Below are 20,802 nucleotides of genomic sequence, written 5' to 3'. Positions count from 1 at the left end.
TCACCCCCCAACCCCCTTCCCTTGAAGGGGAGAAATCAAAGCCTCTCTCCTTGTAGGAGAGAGGTTTGGAGAGAGGTCTTTCAGAACCCGTGAAAAGTCACAGCCATCTTTCCATCAAAATTATCAGGAGCCAAATTATGACTATTCTCGAAACATTAAAACCCGAATTTCAATCGACCTTTCCTCGTTTAGCATCTGGTAAATATATTCATTTCATCCTATTACGCCATAGTCAATCATTCCCAGTATTTCAAACTGATGGTATCCTCAATACAGCACGTACACAAGCAGGTTTAGAAAATACAGATGAAAGCAAAAAACAACTGAGTCGTTTGGTGATGTTCAAGCGCAAACAAACGACTCCTGAACGCCTTGCTGGACGCGAACTACTGCGTAGTTTAAACCTCACTAGCGCAGACGAAGCCAATAAAGATAAATACTGTGAATACAATGGCGAAAAATCATGTAAAAAATGCCCTGATTGTATTATCTATGGATTTGCGATCGGCGATAGTGGGTCAGAACGTTCCAAAGTATACTCAGACTCCGCTTTTTCCCTCAGTCCTTACGAACAGTCACACCGCAGCTTCACCTTTAACGCTCCTTTTGAAGGTGGAACAATGAGTGAAGCAGGGGAAATGCGGAGCAGTATCAATGAATTAGACCATATTATTCCAGAAGTGACCTTCCCCACAGTGGAAACCCTACGCGATCCTACCTACGAAGGCTTTATCTATGTTCTAGGAAACTTGCTGCGTACTAAACGTTATGGCGCACAAGAATCTCGCACCGGGACGATGAAAAACTATATTGCAGGAATTGTATTTTGTGATGGCGAAATCTTTAGTAACTTGCATTACACTCAAGCACTTTATGATGCTTTAAAAGGTGATGTAGATACACCTGTGGCTGACATTTTGTATAAGGTAGAAGAAGTGGCAAATAATTTACTGAATCAAGAACCTGTACGCACAACAAAACGGCTTTTTGGTTCCCAATTAGAACAACTGCTAGATGAAGTTAACACAATATATCAAGATGAAACTCGTTTAGCAGAAACAATAAATGCACTCTACGGTCAAACTAAAGCCTATGCAGAATCCTTTGGAGCATTGAAGAAAAAAGGGAAGAAAGATTAATCTGTCTTGGGGGTTGGTAATTGGTAATTGGTAATTGGTAATTGGTAATTGGTAATTGGTAATTGGTAATTGGTAATGGTAACAAACAATTATCCATTACCTATTACCCATTACCGACCAAACCAACCATATTGTAAGTAATTATCGGGACTTGGTATTAGCCCAATTTTCAATGCAACTAAAGGACTTTACTATGGCAATATATCATTGCACCTTAACGCTACATGATAACGTTTTCTTTGCTACCCGCGAAATGGGCATTCTTTATGAAACAGAAAAGTATTTACATAACTGGGGATTAAGCTTTGCACTTTTTGCCATTAATTATATTCCCCAACCATATCGGCTACAAGGAGAACTAGCACAAAAGCCAACATATTTAGATGCTAGCGCCGAACAAAATCTGCTCCATCTAAACCAAGCTGGAATTTATGTATTTCCTGCTCAACCTATTAATTGGTCATATCAAATTAATACCTTTAAAGCTGCTCAAGTTAGCTATTATGGCAAATCAAAACAATTCGGTGATAAAGGTGCAGATAAAAATTATCCCATTAATTACGGACGAGCGAAAGAAATAGCTGTTGGCAGTGTCTATCGTACTTATATTATTGCACCAGAATCTATCAAGATACCCCATTGGATACGTTTAGGTAAATGGGCTGCCAAAATTAAAGTTGAGGCTGTAAAAATTCCCGATCAAGTTATGCAAACTAAATCTGGTGATTATACTTGTTTACATCCTCTCAACCCTTTAGATTTGTCAAGTATCACTCGCATACTACTATATAACCGCATTGTTATGCCTCCTGTGAGCTTAATCAGTCAGGCACAGTTACGCGGTGACTATATAGTAACTAGAAAAGAGGAATGGCAAGATTTTAAATCAACATTAACTGAACAGCAATCTCAACAATTACCAGAAGAAATTTGTTTACCTACAGGAGTATTTTATGGAGCAGGAAATATTGCAGCAACAGCATAAATCTTCCACATTGCATTCAATTGTGGTTGAACTAGCGGCTGCGGATGTGGGAGAAATGCCACCTACTTTATCTCGCGCACTGCACGCCCTCGTACTTAAATGGTTTGCCGCAGGGAGTTCATCTGTTGCGGAAACTATCCATGCGAGTCAAAATTCACCATTAACAATTTCTGGTTTATTAGGAAATCGTCGTCAGAGTGGAGTGCGTGTAGGCGATTATTTTTACTTCCGAATTGGTTTACTAGATGGTAGTTTAGTTGAACCTCTCATGGGAGGTTTTGAACAGTCAGAGACTCAATCTATAATATTAGGAGATTTTCCTTTTGTATTGCGAAATATCTATGCGTTACCAGGAACCCATCAATTAGCAGGTGCAGCCGATTATGGGTTACTATCACATCCAACACAAGTTTTAACAGATATTGAAATCCATTTTCTCTCCCCCACTAGCTTTAAGCAAAATCAAGGTGTACAAACCTTTCCATTGCCGGAATTAGTGTTTAACTCGCTGCATCGACGGTGGAATATTTTTGCCCCAGAACAATATCATCTTTCAAGTTGCGAATGGAATGCTTTGGTAACAGCTTACGACCTCAAAACCTATGCACTCAAAATGGAAGGTGGTACAGAAGTTGGGGCGCAAGGTTGGGTGCGTTACCGATTTAGCAATCTTGAAACGGCTCGGATTGCCACAATTTTAGCAAATTTTGCCTTCTTTGCTGGGGTAGGACGTAAAACCGCGATGGGTATGGGACAGGCACAATTGGCTTCAAGCACAAGTGGATTGAAAAAGTCTCCTAAACCAAAGCAATCTAAAGTTTATTAAGCCTCATGAGATTGTAATTACAGCACATTTCATCTGAGTGAGGTATACAAGGGCGGGCAAGATGCCCACCCCACAAGAATTTTATAATTTATATCTGTACCTCATTTAGCTGCAACTTGCTGTAAAAATAATATTTCCTAATAGGCTATCACCGAACAATACTATCTTCGTCTCCCCAGTCCCCAGTCCCCAATCCCCAATAGACTATGAACGAACAATATTATCTCCCCTTAGCTTATCTCAATGCTTGGGAATATTGCCCGCGTCGTTTTTTTCTTGAATATGAATTAGGAGAAAATGCAGATAATGAACATATTATCATGGGACGGCATCTTCATCGCCATGTTGATGATGAAGGCAAGAATGTAGAAGGTGATAAAGTGGTTTACCGACATCAATGGGTGTGGTGCGATCGCCTATTGGTTAACGGTATCATCGATGCAGTCGAAGAAAATGATCACCAGCTCGTCCCTGTGGAATTTAAAAAAGGACGTATGGCAAACCACAAGAGCGATCATTTTCAATTGTGCGGTGCAGCTTTGTGTTTAGAAGAACGCACAGGTACAAATATTCCTTACGGTGAAATCTTTTACTACGCCAACCGCCGCCGTGAACGGGTAGAGTTTACATCTGCATTGCGGCAAGCTACAGAACAAGCAATCTTAGCCGCCAGGTCTGCTATCGGTGGCAAAATGCCTCCACCGATAGACCATCCGCAAAAGTGCCGAGACTGTAGCTTACAAAAAATTTGCCTGCCCAAAGAAATTAAAAAATTACGTCTTGAGGTATAAAAATGTCTGTTCTTTATGTAACCCAACCTGATGCAATCCTCAGTAAAGCTGCTGAGGCTTTTAAAGTTGCCTTAAAACAGGAAGATGGCAATTGGCAGAAAAAATCAGTTCCCGCGCAAACTATTGAGCAAGTTGTATTGATGGGAAATCCCCAAATTACTGGTGATGCTCTGGTTTACGCCTTGGAACTGGGTATGCCTGTACATTATCTCTCCTGCTTTGGTAAATATTTAGGATCAGCCCTTCCGGGATACTCTCGTAATGGGCAATTACGACTGGCTCAGTATGCTGCATATTATGACAACACTCATCGTTTGGAGATTGTCAAAACAATTGTGATTGGTAAGATTCACAATCAATATAGTGTTTTATATCGCCACGACCAAAAAGATAATCCTCTCAAATCTCGTAAACAGTTAGTCAAAGAACAGACAACTCTTGATGAAGTACGAGGTGTTGAAGGATTAGCTGCAAGAGAATATTTTGCCGCTTGGTCAGCTATGCTGGAGGAACAATGGTCATTTAATGGCAGAAATCGCCGTCCTCCCACCGATGCAGTCAACGCCTTACTAGGTTTTGCCTATGGACTTTTACAAGTACAAGTTACTGCTGCTGTACACATGGCTGGCTTAGATCCCTATGTCGGTTATTTGCATGAAGCCACCAGGGGACAACCAGCGATGGTTCTGGATTTGATGGAAGAATTTCGTCCCCTAGTTGCCGATAACTTAATCCTTTCAGTCATCAGCCACAAAGAAATCAAGCCTGAAGATTTTACCGATCATCTTGGTGCGTATCGACTTTCAGAAAGCGGACGCAAACAATTTTTACAAGCATGGGAGCGCAAAATGAATGATGAATTTAAGCATCCCACATTTGGCTACCGTTGCAGCTATCGTCGTGCGATCGAATTACAAGCACGTTTATTCAGCAGACATTTACAGGAGGGGGTTCCCTATAAAGCCCTAACACTGCGATGACTACTTTGTTGTACCTGATAATTTATGATTTGCCCGATAATAAAAAGGCGAATAAGCGGCGAACCAAGCTACATAAAATGCTCTCTGGCTATGGAAAATGGACACAGTACAGCGTGTTTGAATGTTTTTTAAATGCTGTGCAGTTTGCTAAATTAAAGGTGCAGATGGAAAATTTGATTAAACCCTCTGAAGATTCCATCCGTATCTATGTTTTGGATGCTGGAGCAGTACGTAAAACTATCACCTACGGTTCTGAGCAACCTCGACAAGAACAGACAATAATACTATGATGCTAGTAGCATTTTTTGGCATGGGAAAGCACGGGCGAAAACCCCCCACCTCCCGCCAAATCGACAGAACCTTGACAATTCAATACTTCTAGCGTTTTAAGTACCAACATAGAGCTTAGTTACAAGTGCCGGAAACGGACTTTTAAAGTAGCCCCGCCAAAAATGGTCTTGGGAATGGCTCTATCACTCGCCTCTGGCTGGCGGACTTTCAATTAAATGAAACCCGTTCGCGGGATTGAAACATACAGCGATCGCTCAATTACTTTTGTCTTCAAGCTTTCAATTAAATGAAACCCGTTCGCGGGATTGAAACCTCTTCCCTGTTAGGCGCTTTATGTGCGTCTTTTATTTCTTTCAATTAAATGAAACCCGTTCGCGGGATTGAAACAAAATAAAAATACCAAGCGTAAGCGATCGCCGGAAATCTTTCAATTAAATGAAACCCGTTCGCGGGATTGAAACTGTCAAGATTACCATCGTGATCATAATATTTACTCCTTTCAATTAAATGAAACCCGTTCGCGGGATTGAAACTACTAGCCTCATCCTGACTGAACACCACGAATAACTGCTTTCAATTAAATGAAACCCGTTCGCGGGATTGAAACATTTAGAAGCCAGTCCCAACGCATTGTTTGAACTTTCAATTAAATGAAACCCGTTCGCGGGATTGAAACTTTTAAGTTCGGCTTGTATGCGCCGTAGTTCTTCTCTGACTTTCAATTAAATGAAACCCGTTCGCGGGATTGAAACAGTGGATGTAAAATGATTCCATTGCGACTCAGGACAAACTTTCAATTAAATGAAACCCGTTCGCGGGATTGAAACAACTTTTGGAACATTCGCCACATTACCGTTTGACATGGCACTTTCAATTAAATGAAACCCGTTCGCGGGATTGAAACTAACGGTTGATGTCCTCACTTAATCGCTGAATCTCCTCTTTCAATTAAATGAAACCCGTTCGCGGGATTGAAACAGCAATCTGCTCAAGAATTTGCCAACATCAACTTCAAGCTTTCAATTAAATGAAACCCGTTCGCGGGATTGAAACGGAATATGATTATCTACGCCCGTCCGCCGTAATCTTACCTTTCAATTAAATGAAACCCGTTCGCGGGATTGAAACCAACCATTTCCACAGAAAACCCCCCAGTCCGGGCTACTTTCAATTAAATGAAACCCGTTCGCGGGATTGAAACAGTGACGGTTCGAGTGACGGTTCGAGTGACGGTTCACTTTCAATTAAATGAAACCCGTTCGCGGGATTGAAACAAAAGATATTTGATACCCTTCTTTCCTAAAATTATTACTTTCAATTAAATGAAACCCGTTCGCGGGATTGAAACCTCCTTAATACAGTAATACAGTAATAATCCAACTTCTTTCAATTAAATGAAACCCGTTCGCGGGATTGAAACATACTCTATAGCCAAGTCATGATACATCTGTTTAAGCTTTCAATTAAATGAAACCCGTTCGCGGGATTGAAACAGTGCTGACCAGATGCAACCGGGGATGACTATTGCTTTCAATTAAATGAAACCCGTTCGCGGGATTGAAACTTCAATTACTCTTAAACCCGTAAAAGAGCTTTACCTTTCAATTAAATGAAACCCGTTCGCGGGATTGAAACCAACCGGCTAGCAAGCAAGAAGTAGACAAACTAACTTTCAATTAAATGAAACCCGTTCGCGGGATTGAAACGGCAGTGCCAAGATTTCACTCATTTAGAGAACCTCTGCTTTCAATTAAATGAAACCCGTTCGCGGGATTGAAACGGTTACTGGACATTTTGAGCTACGATGAAGTAAACTTTCAATTAAATGAAACCCGTTCGCGGGATTGAAACACAACTTCTATTGCTTCTAGTCCTTGCGTGACTACGTTCTTTCAATTAAATGAAACCCGTTCGCGGGATTGAAACATTACTTGTAGGGAGTAATCAAGTTTGTTCATCAAGACTTTCAATTAAATGAAACCCGTTCGCGGGATTGAAACTCCAGTCGTCATCGTCTCCCCTTGGTGTTCCCCCGGCCTTTCAATTAAATGAAACCCGTTCGCGGGATTGAAACATTTGATATCCCAAATATTTGGCATTTGATAAAGCTACTTTCAATTAAATGAAACCCGTTCGCGGGATTGAAACCTCTTTGCTAATTTCGTTGTGTAATTTGGATTCGGAGGGACTTTCAATTAAATGAAACCCGTTCGCGGGATTGAAACAACATGGGATTTAAATCATCGGCGGATTTGTTCATAGTCTTTCAATTAAATGAAACCCGTTCGCGGGATTGAAACACATGAGAAGTAAAAGTCGATGTGGACAAGCCGCCGTTCTTTCAATTAAATGAAACCCGTTCGCGGGATTGAAACATTTCATTTATCAGCGACTTACGAAAACATCCCAACCTGACTTTCAATTAAATGAAACCCGTTCGCGGGATTGAAACATAGGCATTGCGAGACGCTATCAACTCAACAATAGCTTGAGCTTTCAATTAAATGAAACCCGTTCGCGGGATTGAAACATTAGCCGTATTTTCAGCATTAAATGCCTTAGTAAGCTTTCAATTAAATGAAACCCGTTCGCGGGATTGAAACATGATTATTGATCTACCATCACTTGAACTTAAAGGAACTTTCAATTAAATGAAACCCGTTCGCGGGATTGAAACCCAATCACTCCCATCTCCCCTTGGCGTTCCGCCAGATGGCTTTCAATTAAATGAAACCCGTTCGCGGGATTGAAACGTGATAACTATGCTTGGGAGGAAGAAGACAGCGCTTACTTTCAATTAAATGAAACCCGTTCGCGGGATTGAAACATTCGTGCGCTCTCAAGTTCGGGTTCACAGGATGGCACTTTCAATTAAATGAAACCCGTTCGCGGGATTGAAACTGAGGAACAGATTGCAAGGGGCAGATGCTGGGCCTCTTTCAATTAAATGAAACCCGTTCGCGGGATTGAAACTATGAAATTTTTCAAATTCTTCGTGTTGGGGACTGGGGCTTTCAATTAAATGAAACCCGTTCGCGGGATTGAAACTCCCGATTTAGTGCCAATGCTGAAGGGGATGAGCTTTCAATTAAATGAAACCCGTTCGCGGGATTGAAACATCGCCAAATATTGACCCCACTGCACCCCCCAGGCAGCTTTCAATTAAATGAAACCCGTTCGCGGGATTGAAACAGTTGCAGCTAGCCTGCCTGTTGTTTTAGGGAAAACTGCTTTCAATTAAATGAAACCCGTTCGCGGGATTGAAACGATTCTTCTGCGTTTTTCTCTTCTAAAATTTCTTCCTTTCAATTAAATGAAACCCGTTCGCGGGATTGAAACAAAGCGAGGGTTGCTATCTTGATTTACTCGCGCAAACTTTCAATTAAATGAAACCCGTTCGCGGGATTGAAACTGAAGCGAAAGTTACCAATAAATTTTTCGGAGCCAACTTTCAATTAAATGAAACCCGTTCGCGGGATTGAAACGCTCTAGCCAACTACCGTCATACTGACGCGGGGCAACTTTCAATTAAATGAAACCCGTTCGCGGGATTGAAACGACAAATAATCAGAAGCACTTCACGCGCCTTAACTTTCAATTAAATGAAACCCGTTCGCGGGATTGAAACAATTGATTCTACTACTACAGTTGGCGGCCACCGTCCTTTCAATTAAATGAAACCCGTTCGCGGGATTGAAACTTCAGGAGGAAATCTAGAGATTAAACTTTTGATTTGCTTTCAATTAAATGAAACCCGTTCGCGGGATTGAAACACTTCCTATCTTCCATAAATCGTTAGCAGTGTTACTTTCAATTAAATGAAACCCGTTCGCGGGATTGAAACAAACTATAGCGCTTTACTTCGTTATAATTTCCGGGTTGCTTTCAATTAAATGAAACCCGTTCGCGGGATTGAAACAGACACTTTAAGGACCAGCCAAAATAGGTTTCTCCTTTCAATTAAATGAAACCCGTTCGCGGGATTGAAACGCTTCCGTTGGTCTAGGCATAGGGCAGGAAATTTACTTTCAATTAAATGAAACCCGTTCGCGGGATTGAAACTTTTCTGATAAATTATCCTTATTGCTAGATTCCCACTTTCAATTAAATGAAACCCGTTCGCGGGATTGAAACAATAATCTACGGCAGTTTGCAGCGTTCGCCCTTGTGCTTTCAATTAAATGAAACCCGTTCGCGGGATTGAAACTTTATTGTTGTCCAATTTTGAACGCCAAATAACCCTTTGACTTTCAATTAAATGAAACCCGTTCGCGGGATTGAAACGGATCACTTGTTCATGAGACTTTACCGTGCCAGCGTTCTTTCAATTAAATGAAACCCGTTCGCGGGATTGAAACATTCTGGCATCTCTCAAGCACACAAATCAGTCTTACTTTCAATTAAATGAAACCCGTTCGCGGGATTGAAACAGGCACAATATAAGGCAACCACGGAAGCCTGGAATAGACTTTCAATTAAATGAAACCCGTTCGCGGGATTGAAACATCGCGATTACTCCCTACTCTCAACTAATGCCTAACTTTCAATTAAATGAAACCCGTTCGCGGGATTGAAACGTCGTCTCTAGCGGTAGCCGTCAGAGATTGTCCCGCAACTTTCAATTAAATGAAACCCGTTCGCGGGATTGAAACAAGCCGGCGCGTTCGCCGGGGTTGCACAGGTCACGTCTTTCAATTAAATGAAACCCGTACCTCTTCCTCCTCCGGGGTTCCATGAACCGCCAGGTTGCACAGGTCACGTCTTTCAATTAAATGAAACCCGTTCGCGGGATTGAAACTATCTCAAGCTGAGATTGAATTATGGGCTAAATCACTCCTTTCAATTAAATGAAACCCGTTCGCGGGATTGAAACGATTCTTACTTGGATACCAATATTCAATCATCTTCTTTCAATTAAATGAAACCCGTTCGCGGGATTGAAACTTACCTTCACCGTAATGCCATTGTGAACCGTTGCCATACTTTCAATTAAATGAAACCCGTTCGCGGGATTGAAACAATTCCTCAAACTTCTTTCTAAAGTTGGAAGTTGCTTCTTTCAATTAAATGAAACCCGTTCGCGGGATTGAAACCGGAAAAGCTAGAAAAGTAGCCTTCCTTCAAAGTCTTTCAATTAAATGAAACCCGTTCGCGGGATTGAAACAATATTGCATTTAGCAAGAAAACACTTTTCACCTACCCTTTCAATTAAATGAAACCCGTTCGCGGGATTGAAACCGCTCGATTGCATCGACTCGCGCCCCCAACGCTTCAGCTAGCCCAACTTTCAATTAAATGAAACCCGTTCGCGGGATTGAAACAAGTACAAACAAAACCTAGAAAAATAAACTAAACTTACTTTCAATTAAATGAAACCCGTTCGCGGGATTGAAACAGTTGCAGGGATTGACCGGAGGCAACTGCATTGTACTTTCAATTAAATGAAACCCGTTCGCGGGATTGAAACGCATCTGATTCAGTTTCAAGGATTGAGTAGGGCAGACTTTCAATTAAATGAAACCCGTTCGCGGGATTGAAACAGATGAGCTTGAGTCCCTCCGCACACTGGAAGTGGAACTTTCAATTAAATGAAACCCGTTCGCGGGATTGAAACGTCTGAGTTTCGACCCAATGCGCGGATCGTGAAAGACTTTCAATTAAATGAAACCCGTTCGCGGGATTGAAACTCAATAAAAATGCTTGTTTCCCTTAATGATAGCACCTTTCAATTAAATGAAACCCGTTCGCGGGATTGAAACATTGAAATTTCACAGCGTGACATCCGTAACAAAAACACTTTCAATTAAATGAAACCCGTTCGCGGGATTGAAACATCGCCACACCCTACTCAACAAATTCCCCGATATTCTTTCAATTAAATGAAACCCGTTCGCGGGATTGAAACAGTTCTAATTGTTTGGGGGTCATGCAAAAGATCCTCTACTTTCAATTAAATGAAACCCGTTCGCGGGATTGAAACTTACCACTACTAGACAAGCATTCTATAGCCAACTTCTTTCAATTAAATGAAACCCGTTCGCGGGATTGAAACTCCCTAATTTTGTTGATTGGGAAACCGAAGCTGGGCAGCTTTCAATTAAATGAAACCCGTTCGCGGGATTGAAACAAAGCAAAGCGGTGGCGCTAGAGTTGGCGCTGGGACTTTCAATTAAATGAAACCCGTTCGCGGGATTGAAACCAGCCCCTATAGCCTTAACTTTTATGATCGAATCAACTTTCAATTAAATGAAACCCGTTCGCGGGATTGAAACCAGAATGATATTTCTGCTAGTGTAGCTAAGAAACTTTCAATTAAATGAAACCCGTTCGCGGGATTGAAACATTAATCAAACTAAAAGCATCCAAATACTATGGAATGCTTTCAATTAAATGAAACCCGTTCGCGGGATTGAAACAATTAGACAGTACCACTACCATCCCATCATATTTAACTTTCAATTAAATGAAACCCGTTCGCGGGATTGAAACGGTTCCAACTGTCCCAAGAGTTTTGTTTTTAGCTTTCAATTAAATGAAACCCGTTCGCGGGATTGAAACGACGATGAGAACGCTTACGCTTTGGGTGTCGCCCTTTCAATTAAATGAAACCCGTTCGCGGGATTGAAACCATCAAGTGGTCGAATCTTCCGCCCCACTCCCTCCCCTTTCAATTAAATGAAACCCGTTCGCGGGATTGAAACTTTTTTGGTCAAGCTCCAGGCTTTGAGTAATGCTTCCTTTCAATTAAATGAAACCCGTTCGCGGGATTGAAACTTTAATTTGTCCCATGTGCTTATTTCATCTAAAAAGCTTTCAATTAAATGAAACCCGTTCGCGGGATTGAAACTATAAACTTAGATTCACTATCAACCAATAGTACTGAAGCTTTCAATTAAATGAAACCCGTTCGCGGGATTGAAACAATAATTTCAAAATGCAATAATTCGACGTTAAACCCTTTCAATTAAATGAAACCCGTTCGCGGGATTGAAACATTCTATCAGTTAAATCATTATCCTTATTCTTATTATTACTTTCAATTAAATGAAACCCGTTCGCGGGATTGAAACATTAAATTACTACGTCCATAACCCATTCCTTCGTAAACTTTCAATTAAATGAAACCCGTTCGCGGGATTGAAACCAGAACGGATTAAAACAAAACAATTTGTAGAGATAGACCTTTCAATTAAATGAAACCCGTTCGCGGGATTGAAACGCACTGGCAGAAGATACACAGCCGCCGACTAATCCTTTCTTTCAATTAAATGAAACCCGTTCGCGGGATTGAAACTTGTCCATGTCTTTGGATTCGAGGACGGCAAATTAGGCTTTCAATTAAATGAAACCCGTTCGCGGGATTGAAACTACCACTTGCCCTTGGCTTCTTCGCTATTAACAATCTTTCAATTAAATGAAACCCGTTCGCGGGATTGAAACTAATATTCAGCAGTGCTATCGAAACAGATTTGCGTGTCCTTTCAATTAAATGAAACCCGTTCGCGGGATTGAAACAAAGCTGTAGGAATTGCCGTAGTGCTTAACTCGTTCTTTCAATTAAATGAAACCCGTTCGCGGGATTGAAACGAAACGCGATCGCACTTGAGCGAATAAGCAAGTTAGCCTTTCAATTAAATGAAACCCGTTCGCGGGATTGAAACGTGCCAGATTGCAAAAGCTTAAATTTTGCAGAACTTTCAATTAAATGAAACCCGTTCGCGGGATTGAAACAGTCATAATGATATTCCCTCAAAAAATCACCAGCGCACTTTCAATTAAATGAAACCCGTTCGCGGGATTGAAACAAAATGGCTCTAGCCCAGCCTCAACACCACGCTTTTGCTTTCAATTAAATGAAACCCGTTCGCGGGATTGAAACAACTTGCCCTCAACCGTTCCCCAGGACTCACTCGCCTTTCAATTAAATGAAACCCGTTCGCGGGATTGAAACTGTTCATATCGTGCTTGTTTAAAAGTAATTTGGCTTTCAATTAAATGAAACCCGTTCGCGGGATTGAAACGAGATGGCAGCCTACGGTCATTGAGACATAGAAAGACCTGCTAGCTTTCAATTAAATGAAACCCGTTCGCGGGATTGAAACGTAAAATATTTAAGTAAAAAATAAAATGATTATAGTCCAATACGGTTTAGATAAGAATAATTAACCGCCGATAAACGCCGATGAATTTAGATATTTAGTTAATGTTTCTGCCCAATTTAGCCTTAACTGAACCGTATTGGATTATGGTCTTTCAAATAATCCTTAATTGCCAGACTCTTAACTGAGAGAATTGACTAATGCCTTGGCAACAGCTTTGGCAGATTGAGGATTTTGTCCAGTGATCAGGCGATCGCTCACTTCGATATGGGGTATAAAAGGTACTATCCCTCTTTTATATATAGCCCCTTGCTTTTTCAATTCATCCTCCAAAAGATAGGGAACAGCCTCCACCAAACGAATCAACTTTTCCTCTAGGTTGGCGAATCCTGTTACCGTTTTTCCATCTAATAAATAGCGTCCATCAGCCAGCTTAATATTAAGCAGTCCGGCTGAACCATGACACACGGCTGAGATAAAACCACCGTTTTCATAGATTTGTGCTGCTACCTGCGCTAGCCTTTCATTATTAGGAAAATCCCACATTGCCCCATGTCCACCCGCATAGTAAATGGCAATGTAATCTTCTGGGTTAACGGCTTCAATGGGAATTGTATTATTCAGTTGAGCTTGCAGATTTTCGTCTTCCCAAAATAGACGATTATCTTTATCTCGTAAATCATAACTTCTTTGATCAAGCGGTGGCTGACTTCCTTTAGGGCTAGTAAAATCAATTGCAAAACCTGCTTCAGCCAGAATGTGGTAAAAATGTGTCACCTCTCCCAGCCAGTAGCCTGTTTCTTTACCATTATTCAAAGTGTTATGGCTGGTGATGACAATCAAAACTTTTTTATCTTTCATAGGTATTTAAATCAGCTAATTAAACTATTTAGAACTAAATTACTAAAATAAGTTTGATTTAGATTCCTGGCTTCTCCCAAGATTAATTATCTACAATCAATATATGCCAGGACTTACGCAACTGGCACAGTAGTAGGGTGCGTCAGATGTGGAAAATCCTTGAATCTGTACGAAATTATTGGGGCTGACGCACCCTACAGTTAGTTTAATTATGACAATTGCGTCAGTCCTATATGCAATAAAAAATAGCAATTGTCTCAGTCATAAATAGTATAAAATATTGACATAAAAATACTTCCTTTCCGTAGCAATTATTTAAGGTACTGGCAATGTCAAAAATAGTTCTGCACCAATGGGAGATATCTCCATTTTGTCGCAAAGTACGCAAAATTCTCCAGTATAAAAAGTTAAATTATGTGACACAAAATTATAACGGTTTGTTAGCCTTAAAAGTCTCCAAATTGTCTAAAGCCGCAAAGTTGCCAGTTTTAGAATATGCAGGGGAATGGATTCAAGATAGCTCAGATATTGCTGAATTTTTGGAACATCGCCATCCCCAACCTGCCTTGTTTCCATCTGATCCTCAACAGCAGGCTCAAGCTTTGTTGTGGGAAGATTGGGCAGATGAATCATTGTACTGGTATGAGGTCTATCTTCGCTTTATGGATCAGCGAGCATTGCAGTTAACTATTCCCCTATTGTGTGCTGGTCGTCCTCAATTTGAAGCATGGATTATCGGTAGTTTAGCTCCAATAATCTACCGACAACAACTGCGATCGCAAGGTATAGGACGATTATCGCGCGATCGCTTTGAAGCAAAATTCTTTCAGCAGTTAGCTCGCATTGAAGTAGTATTAAGCCATCAACCCTGGCTAGCTAGTCACGAATTGACAATCGCAGATATTGCAGTTGCCGCTCAACTCGAAGAAATCCTGCGAACAAGCACGCTCAAAGAGCGAATTTTAGCTTATCCAAAACTGGCAAATTGGCTAACTCGAATGAACTATTAGGAATCAGGTGAGATTCCTCAATTAGCTGGCGTAAGCAGGGAGTGAGCCAATTCAAAATTCGCGCATTAAGAAAGCCAGAGGTAGCATAGGTTTGGGCGTTTGTATCTGGATCAGCACTTGGGGTAGGGTGCGTCAGATGTGGAAAATCTTTGAATCTGTACGAAAGTATTGGGAATAACGCACCCTACAGTTACAGCAAGTTGCAGCTTGATGTACAGATATAAATTATAAAATTCTTGTGGGGTGGGCATCTTGCCCGCCCTTGTGTACCTCACTCAGATGAAATGTGCTGTAATTTGATTATGACACTTGCGTAAGTCCTATGATATTGCAGTGTTTGAGAAAGATTCTCTTATTCCGCTTGTCGAATTGTTTCTAACTCAATACGATAAGTACCTTCAAAGCCAGTACCGCCAATGTCAAATTCCCAACCGCCAGGAACAGAACGCATCGGTATGCCTCCCTGAGTATGATCCTTAACAAACTCCTCACCTGTATAGAGATACAGTTGCAAACTCGGCTGTACTAATGCACGTACATAATATTGCTTGTGGAAGACTACATTGTCTGAGAAACCGATACCAAACATATCTCGCTCGCCCACATAAAACTCTAGTCGCATAACTAAATCTGTTCCATCAGTCAAGCTTAAAGCCTGATTTAGGTAGCCCTGCCAAATCAACTGGTTACTATCAGCCCAGGAAAAAGCTAGTTTATTAGGATCATCGCTAAAGTCTGGTGTAAGAAATGGGCCGTAGCAGTTCTCCGCCTCTTTGCTTTGATGGAAAAGCTCAAAATCTACACCCCTTGGTTTAATCGAAACACCAAAGAAAAATTCACTTTTACCAAACATATCAAAGCCACGCATGACTTTCGCCCGAACTTGCCGCAGTCGTACAAGCACATCACCAAAAAAGAAACGTGTAGCAATTTCAAAGGACTCACGCGCTGTAATCAACGAGTCAAAACCACCATGACATTTATGTACAAAAGTACGAGGGACTCCATCGAGTTGGGCGAATGCTTGTTTTACCAGACCATCACTGCGATTGTAGGCAGGGCCATACTCGCCAGATACCGAGAACAACCGATTCAACGCCGATCCCTTTTGATCTGAATAGCTACGATAGTTAGTGCCAACCACAGTGAGGATTCGCTCTAAGGGAAAGTACTTGTGCAGGTTAGTGAAGGAAGCGGGATTTTGAGGATCTTTTTGTTTTTCAGGATTAAAGTGTTCAAGTTCATTAGCAGCGTCAATTCCTAACCAACGAAAATCCCGAATCACCTGAAAAGTAATTCCTTTATGAGGTGTTCCTAATGTGACAATTTTGTTGATGGCGGAGTCAGCACCAGTCGGGCCATGCAGCTGAGGATAGGTTCGTTGCAGGGCTTCCCGGACTATCAGCCCACCCATAGAATGAGCAATAATATTAACTTTAGGTTGAATATCAGATTTGTATTGAGCGATCGCCCGAATAAAGCTAATTAATCGTACCAAAGCCTCACCATAAATCTGAAACTTGCGATCGTTGAGATCATAATAACGGAACACCCATAAGCTTTTACAGGGGTCTTCTTCAGTTTTCAGCAGGCGAAGAGCCATCGCCGGATCGATGATAATGCGACCTTGAAAAAAGCTGGGGTCAAATGACTTAAGTTCATCTGGAATAACTGGAGGAGCATCCATTTCACGGGAATAGTAGCCTACAACATTAGTAGCATCATGGTACTTGCGATCAGACTTGATGAACCGCAAAATCATCCCTTCGTAGATGTAATTTTCCCCCCGCTTTTGTGGATAAACACTACCGTCATTAAAACCTTGATAAGTCAGCTTTTGCTCATCAGCCGTATCTAAACCTCCAAATCCACGTATCAGGATGATAGGCAGTTCACGTTGTGTTGGTAAAGACCATGAAGAATTTGCCATACTGCTCTCCTTTGAGTGCATTATTGATAATAAAAGTGGCACGCCATATCGTAGTTGGTGTAGGGTGCGTCAGATGTGGAAAATCCTTGAATCTGTACGAAATTATTGGGGCTGACGCACCCTACAGTCTGACTTTTCACGGGCTGGAAAACCCCTCTCCAAACCTCTCCCCTAAAAGGCTACGGTGTACACACAAGTCATATAAAGTTGTCCCACGGCGTTTTGATCCCCCCTAACCCCCCTTAAAAAAGGGGGGAAGCTCTCAAAGTCCCCCTTATTAAGGGGGATAATGGGGGATCAAATGATCTGTTTGGCTCAACATAGAGATGTGTGTACACCGTAGCCCCTAAAAGGAGAGAGGCTTTAATTTCTCCCCCTTCCCTACAAGGGAAGGGGGCTGGGGGGTTAGGTCTGGCGGAGCGCTTTTCCACATGACGTGAAAAGTCAGATCCTACAGTTAGCGTAAGTCTTATAAATAAAGGTGGCACGGCATATAGTAGGCGCGATGGAAAATTTTAGGACATGAGTCAGGTTTTTCTCATAGATTTGTGATTGTTGGATCTGATCCAAACCAATAGCCACATAGCTACCTGATTGATGCAGGTTTTAAGCTAATTGCTCAACATTGTCAGCATTTTTGAGCGCCAACCAAAGTAAAATCCCATTGAATATGGCATATACACAATCGAGAATACCAAAGAAGAGGAATGAAGGTGTTTGTCCCTCGACAAAAACCAGCCATAACCAATAACTTCCGATTGTCATTCGCACTAACACCGCGAACTTAGCATTCCAACTGTAGCGGATGGGGTCGCGACCTCCAGCCACGTACAACAGGGAAATAAAAAACAGCAGTAAACCAGCTTGTCGCATCCAAATTACCGATCCGCCACCGCCTGGCAAGTTGAAAAAATCGAGATACCATTGTGGTGTAAAAATAAACGGTAGTGCCATCCCGAAAATATTAATCAGCACACCAATAAAAGTAACAATATTAAACCATCTAACGAATTTGTTCATAGTAAAAACCTCTTGTTATAGGTATATTAGTGTAAAACAATCAAAGTTTGTAGTAAGGACTTTAGTCCTTTTAGCATTGCTGAATCAGAATATGAAAGATACAGCAGATTGCGGGTAAATGAGGTACAAATTTTCACTAAAAGCAATGTAAAAAAGACTTTCAAGCCTGTTAAGAGTCCCCTGATACCTGTTCCATGCTGTAATTTTGCTATTTGATACTTACAGGAATTTGTAGGTAAATAAGGTACAGATATAAATGGTAAAAGTCTTGTGGGGTGGGCATCTTGCCCGCCCTTGTGTACCTCACTCAGATGAAATATGCTGTATATTCAGTAATGCCCATATTTTCAATTAGCTATGCTGTCCTTTTGTCAGGACTAAAGTCCTTACTACGAACTGAAACTTTCGGCTTTGTCTAAATGTAGCATTAATGGTTTTTTCAAGGAAGTTGAGCAGTTTTTGAGCTTTCAAACTCAATTGAGGGAAACTCCTGCATAGCTTCCTTCGTCCAATCTGGATGAGATTTTAATAGCTCAGGTACGTCCTTAAGTTGACTTAAAGCTTCCTGAGATTGGGGAATGATGATAAATCGATAAAAGTATTTTTCTAGCCAAGACAATTCATAAACATCTTGCAGTTTAGTGAGCAGATAACTGGAATCAAATCTAGGGTCATTCGCACTACTACGTAGGAAATTAATGTAACCTTGTAAATCAAATTTGGGAGCCGTACCTGTCAGTATCATTTTCACTTCTTCATTGTTAGAAGAGGAGAATGTAGCATTATGACAAGCTGCACAGTTAAGGCTGACTTTGGGATATCCAATTGTCTGTTTGGCAAGCCCCACAGGTACTTCCTCACCAGCTTTCCAGTCCATTTTTAGGGACATATATCCGCCTGGGCCTGGCAACTTTTCAGGAAAGACCCGTGGCAGTATCAACCAAATCCAATAGGGTACATTATCTATCTGTTCCGTCCCAATTGTCCCATAGTTAAATTGCTGTTCCACTGAGGCGTAAGCAATAGGAACTTTACGATACAGATGAACCCAATTCAAGTACCAAACTGACCCCACAAGCAGGACAACAATTAACCCAACAATAGCGACCAGTTTGCCTATTTTTTCTTTTGCACTACCCATAATCTTTGTTTCCGGTTATGTGTATCTTTACACAATCAAGACAAGGAATCATATCAAGTTCGGCTAATTATTTATAATATGGTTGGTTTAAGTGGTAACAGATAATAGCTAATAGGCAATTATTTTTTCCATCACCAATTACCAATTACCAATTACCAATTACCAATTACCAATTACCAATTACCAACCTCCACAGATATCATAAGTTTGCCAACAAACATGATATTAGAGCTTCTTCAAGTACTCAATTAAAGCATTCTTGTCTTCTAAAGAGAGTTCCGTACCATATGTATGTCCTGTATTACTGTTACCAGGCAGTTGGGTGTCAAACTTAAAGTATTTTTTATCACCTTCCTGAGCAACATTAGACACAAAGCCAACATTCTGTTGATCAAATAGGTCGTTACCACGGTAGAACTCTTTGGGTCGATTCTCTGGTGTTTCTAGCAAATCTCGCAGTGTGGGAACAGAGCCGTTATGTAGGTAAGGCGCTCTTAACCAGATACCGTCAAGGGGCATATTGGCATAACCGTTAGTTTTGCGGAAATGCTGAAATCGTTCTGGGTATCCAGCAAATAGGGTGTTCTGGTTGGCTAGCAGTTCGTCGGTATAGGAGTTGAGGCGGTGCGGGTCAGTGCCAATTTCTTGAATGGGAGAAACTTTGCCAATGCGATCGCCTCCAAAAGCGTGGCAACTAGCACAGGAGTTGGTAAATATCTGCTGACCTTTGGCTGCTAAATCAGCATTGACTGCGTAAGGATACGTAGGCGCTGGTAGTTCCCATAACCAATCAGCTACCCGTTTCAACCCAGCACGATCCACTGTTGTTGGCGTAATTCCCGCACCCAAACCAGCACTGAGATTGCGCTCGTCTACCGAGGTATTGTCACCATCCCAGTGAAGTTGCAGTCCTTCGCGGGGCTGCTGATTCCAAACCGAGGGAAAATCAGCCGTGCCAATCAGTTCCTTTTCTGGCAGTTGCTCCATCGGAAAATTGAACTGAAGGGTTTTATAGGGATTGAAGGTATCTACTCGTCCCGGCCCCCATTCAGGCTGACGATTCAAAAATGACAAGCGATCGCCCTGAATGCTCAAAGCACCCCTTGTCATGGGAATGGCAATGTAACGATAAATTACTTTTTGGATGGGGTTGAGGTGTCCACCGATCGCTTCAATTTGTGGTAGCATCTCATCTGGGTCAAAGCGAGAATCCAGGGCGACTTTGCCGAGAAACTGGATATAACCCCGCAAATTGACTGTGTTTGCAGGCATAGCTGGGATTACTTGGTGAGGGCTGTCGGGCGTGTCTCGCAACGTGCCTGTATGACAAACCGCACAGTTCAACCCGACACGATCAACTATCACCCGTCGTTGTGAGAAACCTACAGGTAAATCCTTTCCTGGTTCATAGATAAAACCCAGAGATGCGTAGCCGCCTTTGCCATTGTCGGGTAAGTATTCTGGAAACATCTGCGGCAGAACCTTCCAGATCCAGTAAGGAATACCCCGTGCGGGTTCGCTACCAATGGAACCATACTTAAAATGGTCGTTGATATCGGCGTATTTGACGGGATTGTTGCCAATCAGTGGTACTAGCACTGCGATCGCCACTGCCAACAAAATGCTCACAATCAAAACCCACAGCTTTTTGAAGCCTTTAGTGGGTAGAGTTGGAGTGCTTTGTGCGCTCATCAATCTTTCCTCTCATCAGTTATCAGTTGTCAGTTAT

The 20,802-nt window shown here is 41.6% G+C and carries 12 protein-coding genes and 2 CRISPR repeat arrays; of the genes, 7 read left to right on the top strand and 5 right to left on the bottom strand.

The window, feature by feature from the left end; translation table 11 throughout:
• The first annotated feature begins 137 nt into the window (after positions 1-137).
• The 6 genes from cas7d (at position 138) to cas2 (ending at position 5,011) form a co-directional block, all read left to right on the top strand.
• Positions 138-1,139, top strand: coding sequence for a type I-D CRISPR-associated protein Cas7/Csc2 (gene cas7d / locus H6G83_RS08470; protein ID WP_190469880.1), 1,002 nt, complete (start codon positions 138-140; stop codon positions 1,137-1,139).
• 193 nt (positions 1,140-1,332) lie between these two features.
• A complete protein-coding gene (gene cas5d, locus H6G83_RS08465) occupies positions 1,333-2,124 on the top strand; it encodes a type I-D CRISPR-associated protein Cas5/Csc1 (protein WP_190469876.1) in 792 nt (263 codons plus the stop codon).
• The gene (cas6, locus tag H6G83_RS08460) at positions 2,093-2,950 is read left to right on the top strand and encodes a CRISPR system precrRNA processing endoribonuclease RAMP protein Cas6 (RefSeq protein ID WP_190469873.1); all 858 of its coding nucleotides are present in this window, start codon (positions 2,093-2,095) and stop codon (positions 2,948-2,950) included. Before cas5d ends, cas6 begins: the two co-directional genes overlap by 32 nt.
• A gap of 206 nt (positions 2,951-3,156) precedes the next feature.
• A complete protein-coding gene (gene cas4, locus H6G83_RS08455; RefSeq protein ID WP_190469870.1) occupies positions 3,157-3,741 on the top strand; it encodes a CRISPR-associated protein Cas4 in 585 nt (194 codons plus the stop codon).
• Positions 3,742-3,743: 2 nt separating this feature from the next.
• A complete protein-coding gene (cas1d, locus tag H6G83_RS08450; RefSeq protein ID WP_190469868.1) occupies positions 3,744-4,721 on the top strand; it encodes a type I-D CRISPR-associated endonuclease Cas1d in 978 nt (325 codons plus the stop codon).
• Positions 4,718-5,011, top strand: a complete 294-nt coding sequence (gene cas2, locus H6G83_RS08445) for a CRISPR-associated endonuclease Cas2 (RefSeq protein WP_190469865.1) — start codon at positions 4,718-4,720, stop codon at positions 5,009-5,011. Before cas1d ends, cas2 begins: the two co-directional genes overlap by 4 nt.
• Before the next feature lie 205 nt (positions 5,012-5,216).
• Positions 5,217-9,664: a CRISPR direct-repeat array (repeat unit 37 nt; unit sequence CTTTCAATTAAATGAAACCCGTTCGCGGGATTGAAAC).
• A 108-nt stretch (positions 9,665-9,772) separates the two neighbouring features.
• Positions 9,773-13,114: direct repeats of the CRISPR family, unit length 37 nt; unit sequence CTTTCAATTAAATGAAACCCGTTCGCGGGATTGAAAC.
• A 177-nt stretch (positions 13,115-13,291) separates the two neighbouring features.
• Here the strand turns inward: cas2 and H6G83_RS08440 are convergent.
• Positions 13,292-13,972 (bottom strand): type 1 glutamine amidotransferase domain-containing protein, encoded by a 681-nt coding sequence (locus tag H6G83_RS08440; protein ID WP_190469862.1) that lies wholly within the window; start codon positions 13,970-13,972, stop codon positions 13,292-13,294.
• Between the two features lie 329 nt (positions 13,973-14,301).
• On the opposite strand from H6G83_RS08440, the gene H6G83_RS08435 reads away from it, so the two are divergent.
• Positions 14,302-14,982, top strand: coding sequence for a glutathione S-transferase family protein (locus tag H6G83_RS08435; protein WP_190469859.1), 681 nt, complete (start codon positions 14,302-14,304; stop codon positions 14,980-14,982).
• 352 nt (positions 14,983-15,334) lie between these two features.
• On the opposite strand, the gene H6G83_RS08430 is transcribed toward H6G83_RS08435, so the two are convergent.
• The 4 genes from H6G83_RS08430 to H6G83_RS08415 form a co-directional block, all read right to left on the bottom strand.
• Entirely contained in the window at positions 15,335-16,912 is a 1,578-nt protein-coding gene (locus tag H6G83_RS08430) for an alpha/beta hydrolase (RefSeq protein WP_190469856.1), read from the bottom strand.
• Positions 16,913-17,518: 606 nt separating this feature from the next.
• Positions 17,519-17,932 (bottom strand): hypothetical protein, encoded by a 414-nt coding sequence (locus H6G83_RS08425; RefSeq protein WP_190469853.1) that lies wholly within the window; start codon positions 17,930-17,932, stop codon positions 17,519-17,521.
• Between the two features lie 439 nt (positions 17,933-18,371).
• Positions 18,372-19,073: a hypothetical protein gene (locus H6G83_RS08420; protein ID WP_190469850.1), complete on the bottom strand. Its 702-nt coding sequence runs from the start codon at positions 19,071-19,073 to the stop codon at positions 18,372-18,374.
• A gap of 225 nt (positions 19,074-19,298) precedes the next feature.
• The gene (locus H6G83_RS08415) at positions 19,299-20,765 is read right to left on the bottom strand and encodes a c-type cytochrome (RefSeq protein WP_190469848.1); all 1,467 of its coding nucleotides are present in this window, start codon (positions 20,763-20,765) and stop codon (positions 19,299-19,301) included.
• Positions 20,766-20,802 lie beyond the last annotated feature (37 nt).

The organism is Anabaena azotica FACHB-119 (assembly GCF_014697625.1).
Taxonomy (GTDB): domain Bacteria; phylum Cyanobacteriota; class Cyanobacteriia; order Cyanobacteriales; family Nostocaceae; genus Trichormus; species Trichormus azoticus_A.
Note: the sequence above shows the minus strand (reverse complement) of the source record. Positions and strands in the feature narration are given on the sequence as shown.

Excerpts from the sequence above, each read along its gene's own strand:
- cas5d (WP_190469876.1), top strand. The coding sequence starts at position 1,333 with ATGGCAATATATCATTGCACCTTAACGCTACATGATAACGTTTTCTTT.
- H6G83_RS08435 (WP_190469859.1), top strand. The coding sequence starts at position 14,302 with ATGTCAAAAATAGTTCTGCACCAATGGGAGATATCTCCATTTTGTCGC.
- cas7d (WP_190469880.1), top strand. The coding sequence starts at position 138 with ATGACTATTCTCGAAACATTAAAACCCGAATTTCAATCGACCTTTCCT.
- cas6 (WP_190469873.1), top strand. The coding sequence starts at position 2,093 with ATGGAGCAGGAAATATTGCAGCAACAGCATAAATCTTCCACATTGCAT.
- cas4 (WP_190469870.1), top strand. The coding sequence starts at position 3,157 with ATGAACGAACAATATTATCTCCCCTTAGCTTATCTCAATGCTTGGGAA.
- H6G83_RS08440 (WP_190469862.1), bottom strand. The coding sequence starts at position 13,972 with ATGAAAGATAAAAAAGTTTTGATTGTCATCACCAGCCATAACACTTTG.
- H6G83_RS08425 (WP_190469853.1), bottom strand. The coding sequence starts at position 17,932 with ATGAACAAATTCGTTAGATGGTTTAATATTGTTACTTTTATTGGTGTG.
- H6G83_RS08430 (WP_190469856.1), bottom strand. The coding sequence starts at position 16,912 with ATGGCAAATTCTTCATGGTCTTTACCAACACAACGTGAACTGCCTATC.
- H6G83_RS08420 (WP_190469850.1), bottom strand. The coding sequence starts at position 19,073 with ATGGGTAGTGCAAAAGAAAAAATAGGCAAACTGGTCGCTATTGTTGGG.
- H6G83_RS08415 (WP_190469848.1), bottom strand. The coding sequence starts at position 20,765 with ATGAGCGCACAAAGCACTCCAACTCTACCCACTAAAGGCTTCAAAAAG.
- cas1d (WP_190469868.1), top strand. The coding sequence starts at position 3,744 with ATGTCTGTTCTTTATGTAACCCAACCTGATGCAATCCTCAGTAAAGCT.
- cas2 (WP_190469865.1), top strand. The coding sequence starts at position 4,718 with ATGACTACTTTGTTGTACCTGATAATTTATGATTTGCCCGATAATAAA.